Annotated in this window: 3 protein-coding genes; all 3 read left to right on the top strand. The window is 45.5% G+C overall.

The features are described 5' to 3' along the window. Nucleotides 1–103 precede the first annotated feature (103 nt). The 3 genes from MOY_RS14750 to MOY_RS14740 are packed head-to-tail and all read left to right on the top strand — an operon-like array spanning nt 104 to nt 1,762. Nucleotides 104–796 carry a response regulator transcription factor gene (locus tag MOY_RS14750; RefSeq protein WP_009101263.1) on the top strand — a complete coding sequence of 231 codons (693 nt, stop codon included), beginning with the start codon at nt 104–106 and terminating at the stop codon, nt 794–796. A 16-nt stretch (nt 797–812) separates the two neighbouring features. Then, nucleotides 813–1,340 carry a CsgE family curli-type amyloid fiber assembly protein gene (locus MOY_RS14745; protein WP_009101261.1) on the top strand — a complete coding sequence of 176 codons (528 nt, stop codon included), beginning with the start codon at nt 813–815 and terminating at the stop codon, nt 1,338–1,340. Next, nucleotides 1,340–1,762, top strand: a complete 423-nt coding sequence (locus tag MOY_RS14740; RefSeq protein ID WP_009101259.1) for a curli assembly protein CsgF — start codon at nt 1,340–1,342, stop codon at nt 1,760–1,762. The genes MOY_RS14745 and MOY_RS14740 overlap by 1 nt, the downstream gene beginning before the upstream one ends. The last annotated feature ends 74 nt before the right edge of the window (nt 1,763–1,836 follow it).

Genomic DNA, 1,836 nt, shown 5'->3' with positions numbered 1-1,836 from the left:
ATATTTTTACCATATATCTAATAACAAAACTTTACGAAATGTATCTTATAGACAACACTTGGGTGATCCCTTGCTCACTCTTTCTATCTATGAGGACTCCACAATGCCGCAGGAAAACGCAGATGAATTGGTGTATATCATCACAGAGAAAAGCCCCCAATCTCAGCTTTTTGCTGATTATTTACATGAGCATACAGGCTGCACGGTCAGCATTTACTCTCCGGGCATAGCACTTCCCGCGACAACTGCAGAGAGACTGCTGATTCTCATCGACAGTGACCACATCAGTGTTGAGGCACTGCCGGATTGGCAAGATGCGTTGACAGAAACGCTCGCAAAAGCCCCCCTTGCGGCGTTCAACATCCACGATATGGATCACGCATTAGAAGCGCTCTCCTGTGCTCAGTTGAAGGGCGTGTTTTACCGTAATGAAAGCCTCGAAGTTATCTGTAAAGGTATCCATGCACTGATGGAGGGTGACCTTTGGATGTCACGCGACCTGATGGCGAAGCTCATCCTTTTTTATCGCAAGTACCAGAGTAACGCCTTCCGACCAGCGTGCGGCCTTACGAATCGTGAAATGGAAATTATCTCTTTATTAAGCGCGGGCTCATCTAATCAGCAAATAGCTGACAAGCTATTTGTCAGTGAACACACCGTTAAATCTCACCTTTACAACATTTTCAGAAAAATAAACGTGCATAACCGAATTCAAGCACTTAACTGGATACATCAAAACTTGGGGCCAATGTTTCCCTCTGTGGAAACTAACCGCCAGGCACACCGTAACCACTAAGCGTAAGGGCATCATTATGAAGCCGTTAAACTTTAAACAGCTTTTGCTAACTGCTACAGCGATGCTGATATGGAGTGGTGGAACAGCCTATGCTGAAGTACTGAACGATGGCTATTCACCAGGGCAACAGGAACAAACTGAAGTAGAAAATATTAACCAGTTAAGCAGCCAAGATGGCCCTGTCATAGAACAACGCTCAAATGGCTCAGGTAGCAGTGAGCTCACTGGAGTCATGGTCGACCGCACCATCACCATGGCGGGCAAAACCTTTTACCGCGCTTTTAGCCAGCGCGCCATGGATAACTTAATGATAGGTAACTCAACTCTCACTATTCATGAGCGACCTGATGCACGCTGGGGTAGCCAGGTATGGATTATGGATGGCAACCGAATGCACTTCCGAACACAGCTCTCCCCCAGAATAAATGATGCCAGTAATACTGCGGGAGAAGCCGTGCAAATTGTCGAAGAAGCTCTTTTGCGTCATCAGTTGACCTCTGCGCTTACTTCTGACCGAGACTTAGGTAGAGAGGAGATATTCTAATGACCACCTTAACCAAACATGCCAGGATCTATGCCGTTGCTACATTGCTTTTATGTTCTCCTTTAGTAGTCCAAGCGGGTGAATTAATCTATCGGCCACTAAATCCTTCTTTTGGGGGAGACCCCTTTATGGGCAGCTATATGTTAGGTAAAGCCCAGGCACAGGATACGAACACGGACCCTAATGCAAGACGCACCCAACCACTTAGCCCTACCCAACGATTAATTCAAAATTTAGAAAGCCGCCTCATTTCACAGCTTATTTCTGATGTAGGGCGAGGCGAAATAAGCAATGGTGGGTTTGATAGTGATGATTTCAGTGTAGTGGTCAGTGATGCAGGCGGGGAATTAACCGTGCGCGTAGTCGATAAGCTAACAGGCGATGTAACTAGTATCAGTGTTGGTGGGCTTTTTAACCCATGAAGACACTGACGTTTTACTTAAATATATCAAAAAATTAATAGAGCTTTTCATGAATCTTAAAGGGTAAGTTGTCT

The organism is Halomonas sp. GFAJ-1 (genome assembly GCF_000236625.2).
In the GTDB taxonomy this organism is placed as follows: Bacteria; Pseudomonadota; Gammaproteobacteria; order Pseudomonadales; family Halomonadaceae; genus Vreelandella.
This window is presented reverse-complemented; position numbering and strand designations above follow the sequence as displayed.